This is a genomic window from Winogradskyella forsetii (assembly GCF_013394595.1).
Taxonomy (GTDB): domain Bacteria; phylum Bacteroidota; class Bacteroidia; order Flavobacteriales; family Flavobacteriaceae; genus Winogradskyella; species Winogradskyella forsetii.
Genome location: NZ_CP053348.1, coordinates 314,263 through 337,478 on the forward strand (window position 1 = coordinate 314,263; position 23,216 = coordinate 337,478).

Below are 23,216 nucleotides of genomic sequence, written 5' to 3' on the forward strand. Positions count from 1 at the left end.
AATGAATGATAAAAAGCAAATTTTAATAATCTTAGTATTGATAGTTTTATCAATTCACTATTCATTTGCTCAAAATCCACTAATACGAGATCAATTTACAGCAGACCCTTCAGCAAGGGTGTTTGGAGATAAAGTTTATGTATTTCCGTCACATGATATTTTAGCCACTAAAGAGAGAGGTAGAGAAGATTGGTTTTGTATGGAGGATTACCACGTATTTTCTTCTGAAAATTTAACGGATTGGGAAGATCATGGAGTGATTGTTACTCAAAATAAAGTGCCTTGGGTAAAACCAAACAGCTACAGTATGTGGGCACCAGATTGTATTGAAAAAAACGGAAAGTATTATTTCTATTTTCCTTCAACAGCTAAAGAGACACTCACTAGTGGAAGAGGATTTACCATTGGTGTGGCCATAGCGGATCAACCAGAAGGACCTTATACTCCAGAATCGCAACCCATAAAAGGTGTAAAAGGGATAGACCCAAATGTATTTATTGACAAAGATGGACAAGCGTATATGTATTGGTCTCAAGGCAATATATATGTTGCAAAACTGAAAGATAATATGGTAGAGCTAGATGGAGAAGTGATTACCATTGATAATTTACCAACAAAAGGACTTAAAGAAGGGCCTTATGTATTTGAAAGAAATGGCGTATATTATTTAACCTATCCACATGTTGAAAACAAGACAGAACGTTTAGAATATGCTATTTCTGATAACCCTTTAGGACCGTTTAAAGTCACTGGAGTTATTATGGATGAATCGCCAACAGGTTGTTGGACCAATCATCAATCCATCATTAATTTTAAAAATCATTGGTACCTATTTTATCATCATAATGATTATTCTCCCAGTTTTGATAAAGCACGTTCTATTAGAGCCGATAAACTATTCTTCAATCCAAATGGCACCATTCAAAAAGTAACACCAACGTTAAGAGGTATTGGCATTTCCCAAGCCGCCAATAAAATTGAAATTGATAGATATAGTAAATTAAGCGAGCAAGGAACTTCTATCACTTTTATAGATACCACTAACACGTTTAAAGGTTGGAAAACGGTTTTTAATAAACAAAACGCGTGGATACAATACAATGACGTAGATTTTGATAAGGAAGGGATTAAACAGGTGAAAATAAAAGCAAAATCGAGTAAAGGCGGTGTAGTTCAAGTGAACACAGAAGGTTTATCTGGCAAGGTTATAGCAGAAATTAATATTCCTGCAACTGAAGAATGGACAGAAATCACAGCCAAAATAAATACTAAATCTAAAGGTATAAAAAATCTGTTTATACAATCTAAAACAGATAACCCAATAGAAATAGATTGGATAACATTTGAACAATAAACTAAAACTAAAGATAAAAATGAAAAACAAACAATTTATAATGTGGTGCACAACTTTGTTACTTGCTTTTACAGCAGTAAATGCACAAAAAAAAGCTAAGAACGCTCCAATATTTTCTAATGTCGTTTACGAAGGTATGGATCAAGTTTATAAAGATAATCCATTAAAAGAAAACGAATTTTACACGCCTATTCTGCAAGGTTTTTATCCAGATCCTGCGATTACTAGAAAAGGAGATGATTATTACATGGTCTGCTCGTCTTTTGCCGTATTTCCTGGTGTGCCTATTTTTCACTCAAAAGATTTGGTAAATTGGACGGACTTAGGTGGTGTTCTAAATAACGTCGACGAATTCAATCCACACGATACAGGTATTAGTGCAGGTGTGTATGCACCAGGCATCACATACAACCCACATAACGATACATTTTATATGATTGTAACAGCTTTTTCTGGTGGGTTAGGAAATATTATTGTTAAAACCAAAGACCCTAAACAAGGTTGGGGAAGCCCAATAAAACTCGATTTTGGAGGTATAGATCCTTCTATTTTCTTTGATGACGATGGAAAAGGTTACGTGGTCCATAATGATGCACCCGATAAAGGAAAAGAATTATACAGTGGTCATAGGGTAATTAAAATGTGGGACTATGATGTTGAAAATGATAAAGTCATTCCAGGAACCGATAAAATTATTGTAGATGGAGGTGTTGATTTATCCAAAAAACCGATTTGGATTGAAGCACCACACCTTTACAAAAAAGACGGTAGTTACTATTTAATGTGTGCCGAAGGTGGTACAGGCGGATGGCATAGCGAAGTTATTTTCAAAAGTGATAGCCCAAAAGGCCCTTTTATTCCAGCACCAAGTAATCCTATTTTAACACAACGCTATTTTGCAAAAGATCGCGAAAATAAAGTGGATTGGGCAGGACATGCCGATTTAGTTAAAGGACCAAACGACCAATATTATGGCGTGTTTTTAGCAGTGCGTCCTAATGAAGAAGATAGAGTAAATACAGGTCGTGAAACCTTCATTTTACCTGTAGATTGGTCTGGAGAATTTCCAGTTTTTGAAAATGGATTAATTCCGCTTGAGCCTAAATTAGAAATGCCTAAAGGAGTTGACAATAAAACCGGACAAGATGGCTTTTTTCCTAATGGAAATTTCACGTTTAAAGATGATTTTTCTGCAGATAAATTAGACTACCGTTGGATAGGTTTAAGAGGACCTCGTGAAGCGTTTATTGAGAAAGCTAAAAATGGTCTGAAAATCTTGCCTTTTGAAACCAATATTAAAGAGGTAAAGCCAACATCTACGTTGTTTCATAGACAAATGCATAGAAGTTTTTCATTTACAACAACCTTAGAGTATAAACCAAAATCCGAAAAAGATTTAGCAGGTGTTGTTGCACTACAAAATGAAGGTTCTAACTACGTATTTGGTGTAACCAAAAAAGACAAAGATTACTATTTAGTGCTTGCGAAAAATACTTGGCCTAGGAGACAAGGTGAAATAATATCTGAGACCCTTGCCAGCGTTAAAGTTGATATCAAAGAACCTATTAAGCTTCAAATTAAAGCCAATGGTGATAAGTATGAATTTAAATATTCTTCAAATGGAACTGATTTTGAAAACCTTGGAGGTATAATTTCAGGCGCTATTTTGTCTACAGATGTTGCAGGTGGTTTTACAGGTGCAATGCTAGGATTGTATGCAACAAGTGCCAATGATGCTTTACCGAAATAGACATTTAGCAAAGATAAAATGAATAAGAATTCAAACTTTTTAGTCATTGTTTTCATGATAACAATGTGCAATAAGTATGGGCAAAACCCTGACTTCCATGTTTAATTAAGTTTCGGTCAGTCGAATATGGAGGGCGCGTCTAAAGTTAGATCACAAGATACGGTAAACATTAACCCAAGATTTAAAGTTACGGCAGCAGTAGACTGTCCAGGTTTAGGCAGAGAAAAAGGGAATTGGTATACTGCAGTTCCTCCTTTATGTCGTTGTAAAACAGGGCTTACATTAATCGATTTTTTTGGAAGAGCTATGGTTTAAAACTTACCAGAACATATTAATGTTGGCGTGATAAACGTAGCAGTAGGTGGTTGTAAAATTGAACTTTTTAATAAAGATAAGTATAAAGAGTATTTAAAAGAGGTTCTAGATTGGATGACAAACATGGTCAAAGAATAGGATGGTAGTCCTTACGGAAGACTTGTAGAAATGGCAAAAAAAGCTCAAAAAGATGGCGTTATAAAAGGTGTATTATTGCACCAAGGCGAATCTAACACAGGAGATACAATATGGCCTCAAAAAGTAAAAGTTGTTTATGATAATTTGATTAACGATTTAAACCTTAATCCTAAAGAAGTTCCTTTATTTGCTGGTGAGGTGGTTCACGAAGATCAAAATGGTATTTACAAATAGAATCATTGCAGTTATAGGTGTTGAGCGTTTATGCCTTCGAATGGGTATTTCTTTAAAATTATGATGTATTTTCGTCTTTCTTACTTTAGTAAACCCCTCGAATGTGCTGATGAACGTGATTGTCGTAAAAAGCTTTTAATTCAGCCATCAATTCATCTGAAAGGGGTGGTAAATTACTTGCTGCGGCATTGTTATGAATGTGTTTATGTGAGCTAGCACCTGGAATTATGGTTGACACGGCTTCATGATCCAATATCCAACGAAGTGCCATATCTACCATGGAAAAGCCATCTGGACAGTATGATTTTAACTGATCAGATAATTTTACACCAACTTCAAAAGGTAGTCCTGCAAAGGTTTCACCAACATTAAAAGCATCTCCATCACGATTGAAGTTTCTATGATCATTTTCTAAGAATTGGGTGTCTTTGTTAAATTTTCCAGTAAGCAAACCGCTTGCTAATGGTAAACGCACAATAATACCAACACCTTTTTCTTTGGCCTGTGGTAATAATGCGGAGGTTAATTTTTGTCTAAAGATGTTGTAGATGACTTGAAGCGATTGCAGATCTTCTTGCTCCAAACAAATTAATCCTTGTTCTACACTCTCTATGCTAGCTCCAAAATGACATATCTTACCTTCTTTTTTTAACGTTCTTAACCAATTGAAAATATCACCTTTTAGTAATGCTTCTGAAGGAATACAATGTAATTGTAAAAGATCTATAGCCTCAACATTAAGGCGTCTACATGAAACCTCTACACTATCTCTTAATGCTTTTTCGGTATACTGATCAGGGAATACATTAGCACCTCTCCCAAATTTTGTTGCTATTTTAATGTTGGAACCCTTGTCTTTAATAAATTCCCCTATTAAGGTTTCACTTCTTCCATCTCCGTAAACATCAGCAGTGTCAAAAAAAGTAACACCGTTTTCTATAGCTTCATTGAGGATTTCGAAAGCGTTTTTTTTATCGATTTCATTACCCCAATTGCCGCCAATTTGCCAACATCCTAAACCGACTTCGCTTACATCAAATCCGTTTTTACCTAATTCTCTAGTTTTCATTTTATTGTTTATTTAATTGGTAAATGGCATCGGCAAATTTTTCGCCTAAATCAATATAACCATCACTGTCATAGTGCCATTTATCTGAATATTTATAATATCTTGTACTTCTTACTATGGTAGCATTTTTATCTTCTTTGGCATATTTTTCTTGAGCATATTGAACAAGTTCTCCATAGTCCCAAACCTTCCCATCTGAATCATTCCATGAGTCGGAAATTTTACCAATGACAACTGGTAAATCATCAGTTCGTAAACTCGCTCTTAGTAAATCCATCAATCGTTTTAAATTAGAATAGTAATTAGCTGCAATTTCTTCTGAATATGAAGCGTCACTTTCGCCTTGCATCCAAATAATTCCGGCAGGAATTAAATCATCATCTTTTCCATCACCATCAATGTCTTTGGTCTTTAAAGCTAGTCTAATGGTATTTAGAGCATTATCATATTGATTAATTCCGTTTGAACCCTTAAAATCAGCTTCCCAAGAACCAAATGAACCAGCGGCAAGACTATCGATAGATGTGCCTCCTCGTGAATATTTTATAAATGCTAGTTTTTGGTTGGGGTAGTATTCTTGCAATTTTTTTGCAAAAGACAGTTCAATTCCAAAACGATCAGAGAGATTGTTTTTATCGGTTGTTGATGAAAAATTTACACCATGACCAGGTTTTAGTGCTTCCCATTTGCCCAAACCACCATTATCTTCTTCATCTGGCAAAGAATTACCATGATAGATAAACACATTTTTGAATTCAGTATCTAAGGAGTCAGGTAGATCTTTAATGTAGCCATAGCCATCCATGTTAGACTGACCAGCCAATAAAAAAACTTTAATATCGTTTTTAGCCGTGTTTTGACTTATTAACACTGATGGTAATAAGATAGCTATGAATAATGAAATGATGCGTGTTTTCATGATTTATAAAGTTTTATTTTTTCCTAAATGCATTTGGTAAAATTTCCAAGCTTCTCTTGCTACGTTTCGGCCAAGTTCTAAACCAGCAACATTATCTGATTGAATGTGATAACCACCTAGAACCCTTGAAAATCCAGCCATTTCAGCTGTTTTTGTAAATGTTGGAAATTTTAAAGTTATGGTGTCGCCTAAATTGTCTGGTTCGGTTAATGCCCCTGCTACTAATGTTGATTCTGATCCAAATGTATCACTTCCAGTCCATAATTTTAGAGCTTCTGCACATGCTCCGCTTATTGTGCTGTGACCAGAGGTATAACTTGGAAAAGGTGGGCATAAAAAAGTGTCTGGAGAATAAGGTCGCCATTGACTTCCGTCCATTTCAATCATACCTTTTCCAACACCACCCCAAGCTTTAATTTTTTTGCCACTATAATATTCATGTACTAAAGCATACGGTCTAGCATAATCGTAATACATTTTAGAATCCCAAGAGGCTATAAACGCATCCATTGCTACGACTTGATTATAAAAATACATTTTCACATCTTCATCAAGTGTGTGGTTATCTCTTCGTGACACGTCTTGTGCAAATTTTAACCAATGACCTGCTTGTTGTACGGATTGCGGGCCATCGCGCATAAATTCGACGAGTGCTTTTTGGTAGTCAGTAAGATTAGCTTGTAGCCTAATGACTTCTTCGACTTCTTTTTTTAATTGTTCTGAACCTATCATTGGTGGTGGGCCAGGACGAAATTGATCTCCTGATTTCAAAGCAATAGGTTCAACCTTTTGCCAAAAAGGCGTTAAGCAACCTGGTGCGAATCTACCTCCTTTTCCATCCGAAAAATATTTGGGCTGCCAACGGTTAGGGTCAATATTTTCATCTGCAGAATTGACAGGTTCATAGCTCACATAGTTAAAATAAGGAATGTCATTTGACCCGCCTTCTTCGCCATACTGATTAGAACCATCACCCTTACGTGCTTCAATAACTGCTTTTGCTGCTAAGTTACCAATACCTATTGGTGTAGATGGATCTAGTGTTTCATCAGTTGGATCTAAACCTAATTGCTTCATAAAGTCTTGAAAAAGTACTTTATCGGATGAATAATATTCATTGAGTGTTCGAAATGCGGCATAGCTAATTGCAATTTCTTTGTTTTTCAGTGTTTGTTCTTTTGTGGGTATTCTATCAATACCCTCAAGATAAACAGGAAGAGCCTTTTCATCATATTGTGACCAAGCATCAAAAATAGCTACAAAAATTAATGCCAAGTAGCGTGAGGTTACAGTAGGCCTCGGTTTTAATATTTTAGTATCATTGGCTTGTGCGGTGAGCGCTATGTTTCCCCATTTGTAGGTAAGGTTTTCAACACCTCTGGGTTGTTCTTGTACTGAAATTTGAGCTTCATTTTTATTCTGTCCATTGCTACAGCTAAAAAATAATAAAATGGTAAAAAGGAATAAAATAGTAATTAGAATTGAAAAAGATGTTTTCATGAGTGTTTTATTTACTAATACCTAGAAATTCTCAAAAGCGGGTATTACAAAATTATATATTTTATAAATATATCAATTTTCAATATCACCCACAAAATTAAAGACAATCAGTTGTTTTTTTTAGCGTTTATTTATAGGGTTTAGTAAGGTAAAGGGAGCTTAAGTATGTGAAATTTTCGTAGGAATATAATCCTATACTATATAAATGATAGTATGTACAGCTTTAACTCTTAGAATTAGCTAATTAATTATTGGTTTCTAATATTTTATGAAATCGGTTGTGTATATATTGTGAATAATACTTTTTTTTATTATTTTTCCATTTTAGATTTATAAACTTTTAAATAATTTAAATGATTAATCAAAGTAGCCATAATTAGCTATAATAAAAATTGATAATATGAAAAAGAATTTTTTACGATTAGCAGTTCTTTGCCTAATTTCTATGGGCTGTAGTTCTGATGATAGCAATGGAGTTACTGTGGGTGGTCCTTCAGGAGGAAACGATGATGATGGAGGAGTTTCGGGTGATCCATTATTGTACATTCCCACTACAAGCCTTCAAGATTTGGCCAACTTTCCTATAGGAAATATTGTGTCAGCGGGACGTTTAGCTTCTGCTTCTGAAGCCGATTTTAGAACTATTTTAAATACTGATTATAATAGTATTACAGCGGAAAACGATATGAAAATGAACAACATTTTTATCGGACCGGATACTTTTGATTTTAGTGATGGGGATGCTATTGTTACCTACGCAAAGGCTAACGGTATGAGAGTTCACGGACATGCTTTGGTTTGGCACCCTGAGTATGCTATACCAGATTGGCTCGAAAACTTTGCTGGAACCGATGATGAGTTTGAAGCGCATATTGAAAACTTCGTTAAAACCACTGTAGAACATTTTGCACAAGAGAAAGATGCAAACGGAAATTCTATAGTTACTGGATGGGATGTAGTAAACGAATATTTTGATGGAGGTAATATAAGATCCTCTCTTTTTACCCAAAGAATGGGACAAAATTATATCGAAAAAATCTTTCAATGGGCACGTGAGGCAGATCCTGTTGTTAAATTGTTTTACAACGATTATAATATTGCCGGTGAAACCAATAAGCGTAGTGCAATTTTATCAATGGTAACTAGTTTCCAAAATAACGGAATACCAATCGACGGTGTTGGTATGCAGATGCACCTAGGTCTTGCTTGGCCATCGCTTCAGGAAATTACAACGGCAATATCAGATGTTACTAATTCCGGATTAATGGTTCATATTTCTGAATTAGATATACAAGTAAATTCAAATGATGACATAACGAGCTTAACTTTAGAGCGTGCTCAAGAACAAGAATTATTCTATAACCATGTAGCTTCCGAGTATAAGTCTATCGTACCTTCTGATAAACAATATGGAATTACTATTTGGGGAATGAGAGACCAAGATAGTTGGAGATACGATGGCGGAACTGACTGGCTATTGCTATATAATTCAAATTATGAATTCAAGATTTCGCACCGTGGTTTTGCAGATGGACTTTGAAAAAGTCGGATATATACCTCATCCAATATAAATAAATCATTGATGAGTAGATTGTGATTTTCAAAAAAAAACAAGGATTGCCATAAATTTTTCTATCGCCTGAACTGTAAATCTCGGAATAATAGGGTGCAGACTATAGATAAAATATACTCGGCATTATCGTAAGGGTTATTAACTTAATCTCATTAATAATATCATCTTAATTAAACAGGGTTTAACGCGTTTAGAATATTTCTAGATGGGGATGTTATTAATGTATTTATAAAGCTTGATAGATGGTTTAAAAGTGATTTCATAATTATGAAATAGGGTTGTTTTGACTTTAGTTATCTAATTATTTCTATGTTGTTTTTTAATTTATGTATGTAACTGAGGCAGATAATAGTCAGAACAACTTCAAAAAAATAATATAAATAGCAAATTAAAAATAGATAAATATGATAACGTTTAAAAAAAATTTAATGCTCTTTCTGATGGCCTTGGGTTTAAGTTGTAGTAGCAGCGATGATAATAATGGTGTAACTGTTGGTGGGCCTACAAATCCTGCAGGACCTTCAGATCCTACAGTTTTACAGTCAGATGCCTCTATAATTACACCTTCAGAAACCAAACAAAATATAAGTGGATTTGGTGCCGCAACAGTTTTTAGATTGAATAGTCCCCTTAGCGCTAGCGATATGGATAAATTATATGGAAATGATGATGGAGAGATTGGGTTATCAATTCTGAGAATACGTGTTGCCCCAGATGATAATTCTAGGGCTATTGAGCTTAATCATGCACAAATGGCTTCAAATAGAGGAGCTTTGGTTATGGCTACACCATGGAGTCCGCCTGCTGATATGAAGACCAATAATGATCTAATAGGAGGGTCATTAAAGACAGAATCCTATGAAGATTATGCCAATTACCTCAATGATTTTGCATCATACATGGATACTAATGGTGTTCCTTTGGAAGTTATAAGTATTCAAAATGAAGGTGATTATGAAGTTTCCTATGAATCTTGTAATTGGTCTGCCGCTCAAGTACGTGATTTCATGAGGGATTATGGAGCACTTATAACCAATACTAAACTAATGCCCTCTGAGTCTTTTCAGTTTAGGCATGAACATACAGACCTGACACTAAATGACCCAGTAGCGGTAGACAATGTGGATATTGTAGGCGGACACATTTATGGTACAGCACTGGATAATTATCCTTATCCTTTGGCCTTGGAAAAAGGGAAAGAACTGTGGATGACAGAGCACTATACATCCAGTGACAGAAGTGCAAATTTGTGGCCTGATGCTTTGTTAGTTGGTCGGGAAATCCACGATTGTATGACTATCGGTCAATACAACGCTTACATATGGTGGTATGGCAAAAGGTATTACAGCTTTATTGGAGATGGAGAGGAAGGGACTTCTAATGGTGTTGTAACCAAGCGTGGTTATGTAATGTCAAATTTTTCAAAATTCATAAAACCAGGCTACACAAGGATAGGGGCAGGCGATAATCCTCAAACAGGAATATCTGTAAGTGCTTATTCTGGGGAAGGAAGGATTGTGGTTATAGCTATAAACCAAACAGAACAAACAGTAGAACAACAGTTTGTACTTACAGGAACTACTAGTGCCAGCGTTACCCCTTACATCACGAGCAGTTCTCAGAATCTAGAAGTACAGGAAGTAGTTGATATAGAACCAAGCATAGAAGCATTTTTGTATGATTTGCCACCTAATAGTATTACAACTTATGTCACTAATTAACATTTTTAAATTCTATTTATTATAAATGCAAATAGCTGGTTTTTTGAACAATTGAATAACAGACTGAGGTGTCAATTTTAAAGGAGATTAGACTTACTTTCTTTATGCCCATTTTTAAAATTTTACTGGATTGTATATATCATTGACACAATTTTTACTGGTTAAAATGTAAAGAATGGAGTCAGGATCAAGGCATGTATGTTGTTAGGGGCGGAGCAGATAAAGGGGATGTATTTAGAAATTTACTTTTTGAAAATCATGAATGAATATTGTTTTAAAACTGAAGCAAAGTAATTGTTTTGTTATAGAAGCTAAAATTATTATCACGATTATTGAGAATCAGAAAGAACATAAAATTTACAATGCGGTTGGTTCGGGTGCAAGCTTTTGTGGCAATTGTTTAAGGCCCTAAATTGGATTAGGAAAAGCTATAGTTATCCTAAAGTAGAAATCAAAAGGACTTATACGCAACCATTTTCCATTTTCGAAAACGTGTTGAGGTCAATTAAAATATTAAATTTTCGAAGGAGAAAAATTAAAAAGCTCTATTTACCTAAATTTTCATTCTAAAAAACAAAAGCCGAGCGTCAGCAACGTTAACCTTTATTAATTTTAAAAATGGTTAAATGCGCGTCATTATTGGCAATTAAATAGTACTCCTCTCTATTAATTTTAATTTTTTTCATGTCCTTTACATTGCCTTGGGTGAAAAAGCTATTATCTGTAAAAGGTGTAAGATTCCCATTTGAATCGCCTAAAAGAATATAGCCCGTGTTAGAGTCATATCTTATTGTCTCTACTTCAGTTTCATAGATGTTACCCACACCAAGTACATCCAAATAGCCATCTTGGTTTATATCAGTAACCTCAAAAGCCATCGTTGGACCAAATTGAGCCGTTGAAGGAAGTTTTTTTATTTCAAATGAGCCAATGCCCTTGTTTTTTAAATAGACGCTACCAAACTCGTGTACTTGTCTATGGTAGGCAGTACTCAGCTCTTCTTCGCCGTAAATATCAAATAAGGTTGAATTTGCAAATTCTTCATAGGTCTCTATCTTTTTACTTACGAAAGGATTTTGTTCCGTTGAACACTCTTTTCCTCTAACGGGAACCAGATTTCCTTTGTAGGACTTACTTAATACCATATCATATTTACCATCCTCATCGAAATTTGTGGAATAAATATGAAGCGGTTTCTCTTTAGTTGGACGAAACTTGTTGTTATCTCCTAAGTTACCCAACAAATAATCCATTTTTCCATCGTTGTCCAAATCCACTTCTTCAATAGTATTCCACCAGCCTTCCGTTTGATCAAAGGACGCTATTGACGTTTTAGTAAATTTTCCGTTTTGATTTTTGAAAAAGGTAATCGGAAACCATTCCCCAACAACAGCTAAATCTTTGTCACCGTCCCCATCATAATCCGTAAAAAGCAAATCATTTACAATGCCTATATCTACTAGTTCAGGGGCGAATTCTTCGGTTCTGTCAATATAGCTTCCATTTTCATTTTTAAGTAAATAGGTCTTTGATGAAAGCGGATATTTACTAGGAATGACCTGCCCTCCAACAATCAAGTCCAAGTCACCATCTTCATCGATATCATTGGCTACAACTGCTTTTGAAACACCTAACATTTTAGGCAACTTATTTGATTTTGAAAAGGTACCTTTTCCATCGTTTAAATATAAACGGTCTTGAAGTAGCGGACTATTTTCTTCAAGTTCATAACTACCGCTACCTATATATAAATCGAGATCGCCATCCGCATCGGCGTCAAAAAAAAGAGAAGTGACATCTTCATATTTACTTTCACTAGTGAATAAGGATTCATTGGTTTTTCTGAATTTTCCTTCAGGTGTTTGAATATACATTTCGCCTGCTTGACCTAAAGCTCCTCCAATGTAAAAATCTTCTAATCCATCACCATTAATATCTGAGACGGCGAGAGTAGGTCCTTTTTGGGATTGCTTTTGGGGTAGTAAGGTTTGTAAATTGAAATCATTAAAGTTATTTTCTTTATGGCTGAATGTTATTCCTAACGAATCAGGATTTATTTTTATCAAATTCTGAGGAATCTCAACAGGCATTTCTCCATCAAACTTAAAGTCTTTTTTATTGAATGTAAGGGTCTGGTTTACTTCAACATTTCCCATGGCTAAAACGGAATTATCACCCCAAATCACCTCAATACGGTCAATAACTTCTTCATTACCCAATCCAAAATTTAGCTGATACCCCATGGATGACTGGTAACCTCTAGAAGGGAATAATTCTTGGTACTGGGTTTTTTCTTTAGAATAGACCTTAACCTTGGCACCAACTGCTTTTATATTTTTTTCATCACCAATGAGCTTCAGGTTGATGTAGTTTTTGGTTGAATTATTTTTATATACAGTTGCTTGATCTGACATATTGTTCATTACCAAATCTAAATCTCCATCATTGTCAAGGTCTGCATATGCAACTCCGTTGGTATTTACTTTTTTACCTAAACCCCAGACATCGGTCGTTTTTTTAAATGTAAAATCACCATTATTTTTGAATATATAATTTGAAATTTTTTCAGAAGGCATAATACTCATTATTTCTTGCACAGTCATGGCACCCTTTTCTCGTTGCTGTTTTAGAGATTCCTTTTTATAATCTTGATTACCTAATTCTCTTTCAATTCCATTTGAAACGAAAATATCTTTAAATCCGTCATTATCGAAATCGGCTATTAAAGGCGCCCAACTCCAATCTGTTTTAGAAAGTCCTGCCAATTGACCAATATCACTAAAGGTGCCATTACCGTTGTTTATTTGTAGAGTATTTGCCATATATGAATAATGATAACCTGATTCTATCATTTTCCAAAATCCGTCTGTATTCATAGAAGCCATGTTTTCTTTTCCTCTTCTATGATCTTCAGCTAGCATATCCAAAACTATTAAATCTGGTAAAAAGTCATTGTTTATATCTGCGTAATCTGAACCCATTCCGTTAAATGGGATATGCTTAAGCATCGTATTAATTTTATTTGAAAAAGTACCATCTTGGTTATTAATGTATAAATAGTCAGGATTTATAAAATCATTGGCGACATATATATCAAGCCAACCATCATTGTTAAAATCTCCAATAGATGCACTTAATCCCCAAGCTTTATTCATGAGTTTTGCTTGAAGTGTAACATCTGTGAATTTGTTGCCATCATTCCTAAATAAATGGTCTGATGTTTCCCTAAAATACTTCCTTTCGGATCCATTCTCAATCTTACCGCTTTGGTCAAAATCTGGCCGATGATTAACCAAATACATGTCTAGATCTCCATCTTTATCATAATCAAAGAAATAGGACTGGATAGAAAATCCATTATGATCCAAACCCCATTGTTTTGCTTCGTTTATAAACGTACCATCTTTTTGGTTGATAAAGAGCTTATTTTTTCGAATTTCATCACTTCTTAAAGATGCTGATTTACATACATAAATATCCAGCCAACCATCGTTGTTAATATCTATCATAGAGACACCAGTTGACCATCCCTTATTATCTTCCAGACGCGCTTTTACCGTTTCGTCAACAAATTTGAAATCACCCTTATTGATGTATAATTTATTGGAATTTTGATTTGAAGTAAAATAAATATCTTCTAAACCATCATTATTGATGTCTCCGATAGAAACCCCTGCTCCATTAAAGGCATAAACATATTCTAGGTAATTAAAATTTATATCTTGCTTAACAGTGTTTTTAAAATTTATACCTGTATTTGAACTTTCCACCAATGAAAATAAAGTGCCAGAGTTAGAGATTTTTTTCTCTTTGTCATTAGGGTCAAGGCAGCTGAATAATACAGTTATAAATAAAATTAAAAGCCAATTTTTAGAAGTCATTCCCAATTGTTTAATAGATACCAAAATATAAAAAAAGGCCATCAAATGACAGCCTTAAAATATTGAATTTAAATATAATTATTCAGGTGGGGCCAAAAAACTTACATCATCTATAAAATATACTGCATTTTCAGTAGCTCCGAGATCCAAAACAATTTGTGTTTGGGTACTGTTAGCAGTTAATAGCCACACAACCTTCTGCCATTCTGTAGTCACAGTCGTATCACCTTGATATTGTGGGTCACCGTTACCGCCAGTTGACATTCGAATGCTACCACCATCACCTGGTGTACCAGCCTCGCCTTTTATCCATAAACTCACTTCATATTCTACACCATCTTCCGTTGGTACAGCATCACTTGCTAATTGCGTTCTCCAGGCGTCTGTACCAAAACCAACTGCTCTAAGTGCTCTATCTCCACTTCTTACCTCGTCCGGATTAGTTGTAGCTGTCAATAAATCAGCGCCATTGTTCTTATTCCAATTTTCAAATTCATCACCTTCACCTTCTTCAAATCCACCGTTAAGCAAAATCTCTGTGGGCTGTGGACCAGAAAGACCAGTGGCTACTAATGTTACATTATCAACAAAATAAACCGCATTTGCGATAACACCAAGATCTAATACCGCACTAACTGGTGATGTATTAGTAGTAAATACCCATTCAATTTGTTGCCATTCAGTGGTAATGTCATAGTTGCCACTATAAAGTGCATCTGGAGCGGTTGAATATCTTACATTACCACCATCTCCTGGTGTCCCTGACTGGGCTTTTATCCACATAGACAAGGTGTATTCTACACCAACTTCAACTGACACAGCATCACTCGCTAACTGGGTTCTCCAAGCGTCTCCACCAACAGCAAGTGCACGAAGAGACCTACCGAAATAAGCTTCGCCTTCTGCTGTAGTGGCTGTCATTCCGTCTCCACCATTATTTTTAGTCCAATTGGTAAAATCATCACCTGCACCATCTTCAAAACCGCCATTAAGAAGCAGATTTTCGCCTACATAAAAATTACCGGCCGCAATTGCTTCTCCACCAACAGTTACTACCTTAATAGGACTTGGCAAATTTTCCGGAAGTCCTGAAGGAACAGTTATTGTTAATTCTGTAGCTGATGACGAAACAATACTTGCTTCCACATCCCCAATTGTTACCGACTGAAGGTCGTCTAAAGATGTTCCTTTAATTGTTACCTCTTCTCCTGCTTGAGCAGCATTGGTAGAAAGGGCTTCAATGATTGGGAATGGTAGCGCAACTAATGTAATGTCTGTAGTTACTATATAACCATCGGGCATTACCAATGTAATTGTTCTGTCTCCGACACCTCCATTAGTTGGTGTTGTAAAAGTTATAGTATTTCCATCACGTTGAAAGGGAATCTGATCATTATTCAAAAACACAAATAAAACTGCATCAAAATTTTCCCCTTCAAGTGTTACCTCTTCACCAAGAAAAATCTCATCTGGCGAGACACTGTTGATGACAACTTCTTCAAAATCAGGATCGTCTTCACAACTTACTACTGAAAAACTAATTGCGACAGCAATCAAAAAAACACCCATTAACTTTAGAGCTTTTAACATACTTTTACTATTTAATTAAACTAAAAATTATTGTCCTATCCAAAAAATAAATTAAGTTGATTATTTCAACAAAAATTTATCAATTATGTCGTCAAATCAAATATTAGCGCTAAATGTTGTTTTTGTTGATTATAAAATTAATTATGATTCTAATTAATATAAAAGCAAAAAAACGCGTTAATAAAATCATTGTCGTAAATATACATAAATTATCTAAAAATGCAACCGATTGCGAATGTTTTTTTTATAATTTAAATCTCTTTTTTAAGAATCTAGTAAAAGTACTTTTTTGACTAGTTTATGAATAATTTTAAGTTATCAATTTTGTTTTCAATTGGGAGAAAGCTTTATTAAAAATAAATTGAATTAATTTTGGTTTATTAAATGATTTATCTGAATTGGATTTCTAAATCTAGATCAAATATTTTGAAATTTTAAATTAGAATACTAGGAACAAGAGATAAAAGTAAGGGGTATGACATTAATTTAAGAAAAACAGATTGTATGTCATATTGATGATAAATAATATATAAAAATTATTAAGATTAATAAAAAAAAGGGGCTGTTTATAAAAAACAGCCCACTCTTCAAAATTGCATTTCCGACTAACTCAAATTTCAATATGCAATCAATACCCTGGATTTTGAAACGCAGCTTTTTCTTCTGCAGTCGCTTCCATAGCATCTATCTGGTTCTGGGGTATTGGTCTTAAATAGTGATAGGGTTCTATGGTTCTGGTTGTCACAGTAGGACTATGGTCTGAAGCATCGTCTCCACCAATTTCATAAGTGTCTGCATATTCATTCCATTTTTGAGTTCTCACTAGGTCGTACCATCGGTAACCTTCTCCGAAAAACTCTCGTGAACGTTCGGCAAGAATATAGTCTATATCTATAACTGCAGGCGTTGCGCTTAACATGGCGGCGCTATTATCTTCAATACGTTCTTCTTGCTCACCATTGTCAAAACGCCACATTCCGGCACGCGCACGAAGCACATTTACCAATTGCCTAGCCGTATAGCTTCCCGATGCGCCCTTTACTGCAGCTTCAGCAGCTACTAAATAAAATTCTGAATATTTAGCAATAGGGAATGGACGGGTAACACCTACATTTGGTTCACCTAGTCCGCCAGCATTATCTGTTCGATAAGTTCCTAGCTTCCATAAACCAGGATAGAATCTTCTGTTTATTTCGTTTAAATTGATCACATAATCAGATCGACCTGGTATTTCACCTCCACCAATATTTCCGCCGTTAACATAATTCACGCTTGGATCATATTCGTCCAAGAAGGATACTACGGCATCACCAGGTTCTATTTCAAGACCATTGGCAGCTGTTAAGCTAGGCGTAGGATCATCAGCTTTGTCCCAGTTACCTCTGTAACTAGTTACAAATGTACCATCGTAACGAGAATCTATGTCCTTGTCATTAAAAGTCTCTGTAAAAACGCCTATAGGAGGGGCCATACGGGTCCATGGACGCCCATAACTTTGGGCAGCTTCTCGTTGTACCGCTGCAACACCATCTACACTAATGGTAGTATAATTTGAGGTTGCCATCCAGACTGCTGCATTAGTGTCGTCTGTTCCGCCAAATCCGGTTACAATTGCACCATTATAAATAGCACTTGCTTCTGTACGTTCTGCATATAACATCATTTCAGCATGGCGATCGTTCGCGCCGTCGTGGACATCATAAAAATACTCTAATAAGCTGTAAGGTCCAGGGTTGTCAATACCCTCAACAGCTAAATTATAGGCTTGTTGATAATAGTATGAAGGACCATTACCATCAGGATCTATTCTAGGTGTATCCGGATAAGTTGGAATACCGTTAGGATTTTCTAGCCACCAACCGTATGTTAAATAAGCCTTTGCTAAATACAATCGTGCTACATTCTTAGTTACTGCTCCTGTTATTCTTGGGCTCTCAGGCAAATTATTTACCGCGGCAACCAAATCTGGTAGAATTGCTCGACTATAAACTTCAGGAACGGTATTACGTACTGATGTTCTATAAGCGGTTTGATTAAATGCTAATTCTCCAGAACCCAAATCCAAAGGCACACCTCCATAACTTTGTACCATTAAAAAATAGTAAAAGGCACGGAAAAATTGAGCTTCAGCAATTAACGATTGGTCAAGACCAACGGCCGCTGCATTTTCTATGATTCCACTAGCTGTATTGATAGCTGGCCAGCTGGCACCCCAAGGCCTTCCGATTGAAAAACCAGTTTCTGGACGAAGTTGGCCTTGGCCTGCAAGATCTAGGTCAAAAAAATTGTTATCGGCACTTTGAGCTGGAACATACTCATCCGTTCCCGTCTCAGCCATGTTGAAAAAATAAGCGAACCCATAGATATCCCGTAAATTTTCGTATAAATAGGTTAGTCCTCCTTGAACCCCTAATTCTGTTTGAAAGAATTCCGGTGTAAAAACACCACGTGGTTCCTCTTGTATTATGTCTTTTGAACAAGAGCCTGCAAACAATGCAATTAACAATATTGCTATTGATATGTTTTTAAATCTAATCTTTATCATGGTAATCTTTTTTTTAAAATGTTATATTCAATCCTAACAAAAAGTTTCTAGTTGTTGGTACATTGGTTCCAATAGTAGGAATACCACCTGAAATATTCCCAGTGTTAACTGCGACGTTTTGACGCGTTCCATCTCCGTTTACTCCTGAATTGGTTTCAGGGTCTAGCCCTGATTCATCATGAAACGGGGAGAAAAGTACAAACGGATTTTGTGCTGTAAAATAAATTCTAAGTCTTTCTATACCTGTTTTATCTAAAGTTTTGGGATTGAAATTATATCCTAAAGTCATGGCGCGTATTTTTAAATAAGAACCATCAAAATAACCTAAGGTACTAGCATATTTTTGGTTGTCCCCACTTTGTACTCCACCAGGAGCAGGGTATTTAGCATCCGTATTGGATGGCGTCCAGTAATCGACATCAACGTTATTGCCTCTCCCAGTCAGTAAATTTAAATAACCACTTGAGGAGTACAAAGTACTTACTAATACTCCACCGCTTTGAAATGCCCCAATTGTTGTAAAATCAAAGTTCTTATAAGCCAAACGTGTATTAAATCCACCTAAAAAGTCTGGCGTTGGATCAATAACTACGCGGTCCTCTTCACCTATTGCTCTGGTAGGTGAGCCATCATCATTAAAATCTCCTGTATAACGTACTTTTACCATACCTAAAGTCCCATCGGGCTCATACTGATCAAAAAATTGATAATCAGGGTCAGATTCGTTCCACAGCCCAACACGATCATAATCATAAATAACGTTTAGTGGTTGACCTACAAACCAAAGATTGCCTACATCTTCAACTTGACCTGAGGCCAAGGACGTTATTTCGTTTCTATTTGTATACACATTAACTCCTACGTCCCAAGAAAAACCATCTGGATCGTCAAAAATAGTCCCGTTAAGAGCAATTTCAAGTCCTCGGTTTTCTGTTGCGCCGATATTACTTGTGATACTGCCTACCCCAGATGTTGGTGGAAGTCCGAGACCTAATAATATATCATTGGTTTGCGTTATATAATACTCAACACTTCCTGATAAACGATTATTAAAAAACCCAAAGTCAAGACCGTAGTTGTAGGTTTCCGAGAATTCCCATCCTAACTCTGGGTTAGGTAATTGCGTCACGAAAAAGCCATTGGCAAATGTGGTATCATAATTATATTCTACTTGCGATAATCGGCCTTGAACCGAAAAAGGAGCAATAGCTTGGTTTGAAGTTTCGCCATAACCTGCACGAAGCTTAAGAAGACTTACCCAATCTGCATTTTCCATAAACGATTCATTAGCTATGTTCCATCCCACAGAAACTGCTGGATAAGTAAACCATTTCTTGCCAGGAGCCAATCTGGACGAACCATCTGTACGTAAAGTGGCAGTAAGTAAATAACGGTTGTCATATTGATAAAGTACCCTTGCCATATAAGATAGTAAGCCCGTCTCAGAATACCCAGTTCCGTATCTTGTAAGATCCTCGAGTAACGCTGAGTCCAAATTATACCATAAAGAGTTTTCATCTGGAATGTTTTGAGCCCCTAGACCTATATTGTCAAAATGATTTTTTTGTGAAGAAAACAATCCTACAAAATTGATCTTGTGCTTACCAAATGTACGGTCGTAAAGTAATTGATTTTCAATCACATAGTCCCATAATATTGAACTGTCATAACTTGCAGAGGAAATAGTAGTCGGATTAAAGTTAAATACCCCTTGTCCTGTAAAATTGCCGTCTCTAGATGAACGATAATTTAAACCGAGGTTCAATCGGTATTTTAATCCTTCAACTCCAAATAGTTTTATTTCACCATAAATATTATTATAAGTACCGAAATCCAGTTGTTCATTCACCCGGCCATCTCCTATTCGATTAATTTCGTTTCTGGTTGGAATCCATAAATTATCAGCTTGAGTTTGAAGACGAACGGATTCTAAATAGTTACCGTTTTCATCAAATGGGCTTAATAGAGGAGAAGCTGATAATGCACCTCCAACACCAACTATAGAACTGGTTTCACTAAAATTGGTCACAGAGTTTACACCAAAACGTATATTGTCACCCACATTTTGATCAATCTGAACACGTAAAGAATACCTATCAAAAGAATCGCCAGGAACCGGAGAAGTCTCTTTAAAATATCCCATCCCCACATTATAGGAGCCATTTTCACTACCTCCTTGGATACTGATATCGTGAGTAGTTATCAATCCACTCCCGTATAATAAATCCTGCCAATCGGTGTTGTTGCCTAAAAACTCATCATTTGCTAAGCCATAAATTGGGGTGCCACCTCTATTAGCGGCAACATCGGCGCGCAATTGTATAAGTTGGGCAGAATTCATTAAAGGGTACTTTGCAAACACTTCTTTTATCCCGTAAAACGTATTATAGTTGATCCTGGCTTTTTGTCCTTTAGAACCCGTTTTAGTTGTAATAAGGATAACACCATTTGCTCCTCTAGAGCCGTAAATAGCTGTAGCTGAGGCATCTTTCAAAATTTCTAAGCTCTCAATATCATTAGGATTAATATCGTTAATTCCACCTGCGAAAGGTATCCCATTAAGGACAATTAATGGATTATTATCTGCGGAGAGTGAACGCACTCCACGTATGCGTATTTGAGGAGCTGACCCAGGTCTGGTACTAGTAGTTTGGATATTCACACCTGCTGCTCTACCTTGAAGGGCCTGTTGAAAGTTGGCACTTTGCACTTCATTTAATTCTTCACCCTTAATAGAAACCACAGAACCAGTAACCGATTCTTTGCTCTGGGTTCCGTATCCGATTACAACTACTTCGTCTAACAAAGCCAAATCGGGCTCTAAAGTTACATTTATATTCGTTTGATTGTTGATTGGGACTTCTTTTGTGATGTATCCTAAATAACTGAATACCAATATACCATCTGAAGGCACATTATTGAGGGTATAATTACCATCAAAATCTGTGGCTGCACCATTGCTAGTGCCCTTTAAAATCACATTCGCTCCAGGAATTGGACCTTCAGCATCAGAAACTTTACCAGTAACTGTTGCTTGAGCATTCATTCCTGCGCAAAAGAATACAGTTAGAAATAAAAATCCTAACCATTTAATATTTTTCCTTTTAAAAAATAAAAAGTTCGTCATATAAATTTAGTTTAGAAATTGAAATTAATTAATTAGTTAATGAGTCTTTTTAAGAAAATTGAGTAATGACTATTATAATATGAGTTCAATCATGAAAAATCAGACTATCATTATTTGATTCATTATTTCAATTTATTTATAATTTTTTGAGTTTAGCTAGCATCTTTGGAAACTAGGGTTAATGATTAAAGGAGTTTTTCGTCATATAGGGATTTTATTTGAATTGTTATATTGAAATTTTTAAAAAAACATGTTCTATATTGTCCGATGTCTGTATTATATTATCAAATGTAAATAATACATTTTTAAAAAGCAACCGATTGTGTAAAAATTTTGTTAAAAATATTTTTTTGCCATACTTTTAATAAGAATATGCTAACTAGCTATTGGGGTTAACCTAAATGATTCTTATATCAGAGACGTTTTAATGATTCTTATCTTCAATCACGGTAAAGTTTATTCTTTGTAAGGTTTTAAGGGGCTGATTAGGCCGCTGTCATCATGAATAAGCTCACTCACCTTAACAGATCGCAAATGCGTCACTCCTTTTGATAAACTAGAGTCATGGTAAAATAAATACCATTTTTCTTCCACTTTACAAATAGAGTGGTGCGACGTCCAGCCTACAACAGGTTCCAGAATGATACCTTTATAAGTAAAAGGTCCATACGGACTGTCACCCATGGCATAACATATAAAATGGGTGTCTCCTGTTGAGTATGAAAAATAATATTTACCATTGTGCTTGTGTAGCCACGCGGCCTCGAAAAAACGTCTATCGTTGTCACCAGCCAATATCGGTTGACCATTTTCATCAAGAATCATAATGTCTTTTGGTGCTTCTACAAACTCTAATAAATCATCAGTCATTTTAGCCACTTTTGGCATAAGGGATACTTCATCATCTTCAGGAAGATGTGCGGTTGGACTATCGGGTTGTTGAGCATTAAAGGTTCCTGTTCTCCAACGTTGTAGTTGTCCGCCCCATAAACCTCCAAAGTACATATAATAGCTTCCGTCTTCATCTTCAAAAACTGCAGGATCTATGGAAAAACTCTCTTTTATGGCTTCGGGTTGTGGTGTAAATGGTCCTGTTGGCGAATTACTTATGGCTACACCTATTTTAAAAATACCATCATAACCTTTTGCTGGAAAAAATAAATAATATTTACCGTCTTTGTGAGCAGCATCTGGTGCCCACATTTGTTTTTCGGCCCAAGCAACGTCTTTCACATGTAGAGCTAAACCATTATCTACAGCTTCACTATCAATAGTATCCATTGATATCACATGATAGTCTTCCATTGCAAAATGGCTGCCTAAATCATCGAATGCTTCACCACCATCAATGTCGTGCGAAGGATAGATGTAAATTTTTCCATTAAAATAATGAGCGGAAGGATCTGCTGTATAAATATGTGAAACAAGCGGTTGTGCGATAGCTTTTTTATTTAAAGCATTGAAATCAATATGTTCTATATTATCTTCAGGCATTGTATT

At 35.7% G+C, this 23,216-nt stretch carries 12 protein-coding genes and 1 pseudogene; 5 read left to right on the top strand and 8 right to left on the bottom strand.

Features of this window, described 5'->3' with window-relative positions; translation table 11 throughout:
* Position 1 precedes the first annotated feature (1 nt).
* The 3 genes and pseudogenes from HM987_RS01425 to HM987_RS19475 all read left to right on the top strand — a co-directional run.
* Positions 2 to 1,354: a family 43 glycosylhydrolase gene (locus HM987_RS01425; RefSeq protein WP_179004555.1), complete on the top strand. Its 1,353-nt coding sequence runs from the start codon at positions 2 to 4 to the stop codon at positions 1,352 to 1,354.
* Positions 1,355 to 1,373: 19 nt separating this feature from the next.
* Complete coding sequence (locus HM987_RS01430; protein ID WP_179004557.1) at positions 1,374 to 3,104, top strand: glycoside hydrolase family 43 protein; 1,731 nt, start codon at positions 1,374 to 1,376, stop codon at positions 3,102 to 3,104.
* 471 nt (positions 3,105 to 3,575) lie between these two features.
* Positions 3,576 to 3,791: pseudogene (locus HM987_RS19475) on the top strand (sialate O-acetylesterase); the annotation flags it as partial.
* 85 nt (positions 3,792 to 3,876) lie between these two features.
* Here HM987_RS19475 and HM987_RS01440 read toward each other — a convergent pair.
* The 3 genes from HM987_RS01440 to HM987_RS01450 are packed head-to-tail and all read right to left on the bottom strand — an operon-like array spanning position 3,877 to position 7,279.
* Entirely contained in the window at positions 3,877 to 4,860 is a 984-nt protein-coding gene (locus tag HM987_RS01440; protein WP_179004559.1) for an aldo/keto reductase, read from the bottom strand.
* A gap of 1 nt (position 4,861) precedes the next feature.
* The gene (locus tag HM987_RS01445; protein WP_179004561.1) at positions 4,862 to 5,779 is read right to left on the bottom strand and encodes a sialate O-acetylesterase; all 918 of its coding nucleotides are present in this window, start codon (positions 5,777 to 5,779) and stop codon (positions 4,862 to 4,864) included.
* Between the two features lie 3 nt (positions 5,780 to 5,782).
* Positions 5,783 to 7,279, bottom strand: coding sequence for a vanadium-dependent haloperoxidase (locus HM987_RS01450; RefSeq protein WP_179004563.1), 1,497 nt, complete (start codon positions 7,277 to 7,279; stop codon positions 5,783 to 5,785).
* Between the two features lie 400 nt (positions 7,280 to 7,679).
* On the opposite strand from HM987_RS01450, the gene HM987_RS01455 reads away from it, so the two are divergent.
* Both HM987_RS01455 and HM987_RS01460 read left to right on the top strand, forming a co-directional pair.
* The gene (locus HM987_RS01455) at positions 7,680 to 8,819 is read left to right on the top strand and encodes an endo-1,4-beta-xylanase (protein WP_179004565.1); all 1,140 of its coding nucleotides are present in this window, start codon (positions 7,680 to 7,682) and stop codon (positions 8,817 to 8,819) included.
* A gap of 437 nt (positions 8,820 to 9,256) precedes the next feature.
* Positions 9,257 to 10,573, top strand: coding sequence for a glycoside hydrolase (locus tag HM987_RS01460; RefSeq protein WP_179004567.1), 1,317 nt, complete (start codon positions 9,257 to 9,259; stop codon positions 10,571 to 10,573).
* A gap of 596 nt (positions 10,574 to 11,169) precedes the next feature.
* Here HM987_RS01460 and HM987_RS01465 read toward each other — a convergent pair.
* The 5 genes from HM987_RS01465 to HM987_RS01485 form a co-directional block, all read right to left on the bottom strand.
* The gene (locus HM987_RS01465) at positions 11,170 to 14,454 is read right to left on the bottom strand and encodes a VCBS repeat-containing protein (RefSeq protein ID WP_179004569.1); all 3,285 of its coding nucleotides are present in this window, start codon (positions 14,452 to 14,454) and stop codon (positions 11,170 to 11,172) included.
* 78 nt (positions 14,455 to 14,532) lie between these two features.
* Positions 14,533 to 16,044: a carbohydrate binding domain-containing protein gene (locus HM987_RS01470; protein ID WP_179004571.1), complete on the bottom strand. Its 1,512-nt coding sequence runs from the start codon at positions 16,042 to 16,044 to the stop codon at positions 14,533 to 14,535.
* 628 nt (positions 16,045 to 16,672) lie between these two features.
* On the bottom strand, positions 16,673 to 18,589 hold the full coding sequence (locus HM987_RS01475) for a RagB/SusD family nutrient uptake outer membrane protein (protein ID WP_179004573.1): 1,917 nt from the start codon (positions 18,587 to 18,589) through the stop codon (positions 16,673 to 16,675).
* Positions 18,590 to 18,602: 13 nt separating this feature from the next.
* Positions 18,603 to 21,716 carry a SusC/RagA family TonB-linked outer membrane protein gene (locus HM987_RS01480; RefSeq protein WP_179004575.1) on the bottom strand — a complete coding sequence of 1,038 codons (3,114 nt, stop codon included), beginning with the start codon at positions 21,714 to 21,716 and terminating at the stop codon, positions 18,603 to 18,605.
* Positions 21,717 to 22,172: 456 nt separating this feature from the next.
* The gene (locus HM987_RS01485) at positions 22,173 to 23,210 is read right to left on the bottom strand and encodes a glycoside hydrolase family 43 protein (protein ID WP_179004577.1); all 1,038 of its coding nucleotides are present in this window, start codon (positions 23,208 to 23,210) and stop codon (positions 22,173 to 22,175) included.
* Positions 23,211 to 23,216 lie beyond the last annotated feature (6 nt).

Bases quoted from the DNA above. Each gene is read 5' to 3' on its own strand.
- HM987_RS01445 (WP_179004561.1), bottom strand. From the start codon at position 5,779: ATGAAAACACGCATCATTTCATTATTCATAGCTATCTTATTACCATCA.
- HM987_RS01440 (WP_179004559.1), bottom strand. From the start codon at position 4,860: ATGAAAACTAGAGAATTAGGTAAAAACGGATTTGATGTAAGCGAAGTC.
- HM987_RS01425 (WP_179004555.1), top strand. From the start codon at position 2: ATGAATGATAAAAAGCAAATTTTAATAATCTTAGTATTGATAGTTTTA.
- HM987_RS01470 (WP_179004571.1), bottom strand. From the start codon at position 16,044: ATGTTAAAAGCTCTAAAGTTAATGGGTGTTTTTTTGATTGCTGTCGCA.
- HM987_RS01480 (WP_179004575.1), bottom strand. From the start codon at position 21,716: ATGACGAACTTTTTATTTTTTAAAAGGAAAAATATTAAATGGTTAGGA.
- HM987_RS01450 (WP_179004563.1), bottom strand. From the start codon at position 7,279: ATGAAAACATCTTTTTCAATTCTAATTACTATTTTATTCCTTTTTACC.
- HM987_RS01430 (WP_179004557.1), top strand. From the start codon at position 1,374: ATGAAAAACAAACAATTTATAATGTGGTGCACAACTTTGTTACTTGCT.
- HM987_RS01485 (WP_179004577.1), bottom strand. From the start codon at position 23,210: ATGCCTGAAGATAATATAGAACATATTGATTTCAATGCTTTAAATAAA.
- HM987_RS01465 (WP_179004569.1), bottom strand. From the start codon at position 14,454: ATGACTTCTAAAAATTGGCTTTTAATTTTATTTATAACTGTATTATTC.
- HM987_RS01460 (WP_179004567.1), top strand. From the start codon at position 9,257: ATGATAACGTTTAAAAAAAATTTAATGCTCTTTCTGATGGCCTTGGGT.
- HM987_RS01455 (WP_179004565.1), top strand. From the start codon at position 7,680: ATGAAAAAGAATTTTTTACGATTAGCAGTTCTTTGCCTAATTTCTATG.
- HM987_RS01475 (WP_179004573.1), bottom strand. From the start codon at position 18,589: ATGATAAAGATTAGATTTAAAAACATATCAATAGCAATATTGTTAATT.